This is a genomic window from Richelia intracellularis HH01 (assembly GCF_000350105.1).
Taxonomy (GTDB): Bacteria; Cyanobacteriota; Cyanobacteriia; order Cyanobacteriales; family Nostocaceae; genus Richelia; species Richelia intracellularis.
The window spans coordinates 1-1,612 of sequence record NZ_CAIY01000066.1 but is presented as its reverse complement, the minus strand read 5'-3'; the positions used below and the strand labels follow the sequence as shown (position 1 = coordinate 1,612).

Genomic DNA, 1,612 nt, shown 5'->3' with positions numbered 1-1,612 from the left:
TTTTCCGTCCACTTCGCCAACTGTTTCCTCATCGGCCTATCGACCGATTCTGTCCAGAGCCTCTTCAGCTCTGTGTAGTCTATTCTCCTGCGCCAACGCATGAGCATATGGACATGGGTATGCCATTGGTCCTCAGCAGCGCCTTCGAACTCAATAGTATAGAACCCATGTACCCGGGCTCCACGACGTTGCATTTTCAATCGCCAACTAGCAAATGCACGTCTCACGGTCTTCAGCTGCGCTTCAACCGAGGCCGATCGTACTTCGTACCAATTACCTGGTAAGGTCAATGTCACGAATCGCCAGGAGCGTTTCGCTTTCATCACAACTTCATCGATAAAACGTTGAACCTTTCCGCGGAGTTTCCGCCTGGCTTTGTGCTGACAAGCCCAGCATCCCCGACTCCTACACGGTTCCGTTTCGTACATCGGCAAACCTGACTCCGTTGTGTTGACGAACGGCGCTGTCTTGGACATCTGCCTTCGAACGGTAAGACCGTCCATCGATCGCCAACTATGCCGGAGCCTCACGTGCCCAGTTTCATGCAACGACATGAAAACGCCCAAGTTCTTGGCCATACCTGGTCACTCCTCCGTATCCTCTCTTCTGCACCAATCACACGTGCTAACTCGCACGTTGTGATCGCATCGATAGCACACCTCGTGTTCGCACCCGCATGCCTTCGTTATCCACTCAAACTCGTGGGCGCCTTGCTTACAACTCGACATGGGGTATCATCTCCTTCAGGTATGACGGCACCGATCCAAGCGGCGACGTCTGTCCCAGACTCCAACAGTACCTGCAGTAGCTGCCCGATCTGGTTTCCCACGTGGCTGTGTATTCCCCACACATCGTGCACAACCATTCGGCGTGGTCAATCTTGGTTGGCACACACCATGCACCAATCCATTCTTGAAAAAATGTTTGACTTATGCGCTCTATTAACCAAGGATAGGAATAGAGCGCATTTGCGCCTGCCGGGCATGCGGGCGCCGCTCCTGGCGGAGCGGTCCATTCGCTCCGCTCATCGTCCCGTTCCCTGCCACCTTGCGCAGCATCGGGAATGATACATTCCTGGATGCATTGCATCGGTGTCCCGGCGCTCTCGGAGGATGGCATTGCCCTCACTCTTCCTCGTGTAGGCCGTGCTTAAGCACGTGGCACACTTTGCATTCGCAACGTTCGTGGGCCTCAACTCTGCGTTCGATGGACCCGGCGTTTTACCATCGTCCACTTACCGTTGACCTTGATTTTGGCATAAAGCCTCATCTTTGACCACCCCACTTCGCTACGTACTGATGTCCGTAGCAGTACTTTGTGCCCTCGAGAGCGGGACACGTACATCTCGTTCGTGGGTCACCGATGATGACATTAGCTTCACATCGGGCTTCTGTGGTTAATCGATACTCGACCATGATAATCCCATGGCCAGCGTATACATAAATGTATTCACACTTATGCGATGCATTGATGGCCTGTGGCTACCAATTGGTCAAGCAAACCAATTTGGTATGCGATCAGCGTACCTACCAGGTACTCGATACGTCGTTCCACGATGTGAGCAATCAGCGAGGACGTGCTGATAGCTTTCTTTCCTACATCAGCGACTTCT

Annotated in this window: 3 protein-coding genes; 1 reads left to right on the top strand and 2 read right to left on the bottom strand. The window is 53.1% G+C overall.

Features of this window, described 5'->3' with window-relative positions:
* Together RINTHH_RS11060 and RINTHH_RS10830 are read right to left on the bottom strand one after the other, a co-directional pair.
* The coding region (locus RINTHH_RS11060; protein ID WP_196794898.1) for a protein rep at nt 1-428 on the bottom strand (428 nt) is incomplete at its 3' end.
* 315 nt (nt 429-743) lie between these two features.
* Nucleotides 744-893: a hypothetical protein gene (locus tag RINTHH_RS10830; protein WP_155943944.1), complete on the bottom strand. Its 150-nt coding sequence runs from the start codon at nt 891-893 to the stop codon at nt 744-746.
* 531 nt (nt 894-1,424) lie between these two features.
* Between RINTHH_RS10830 and RINTHH_RS10825 the strand changes: the two genes are divergently transcribed.
* Entirely contained in the window at nt 1,425-1,583 is a 159-nt protein-coding gene (locus RINTHH_RS10825) for a hypothetical protein (RefSeq protein WP_155943943.1), read from the top strand.
* Nucleotides 1,584-1,612 lie beyond the last annotated feature (29 nt).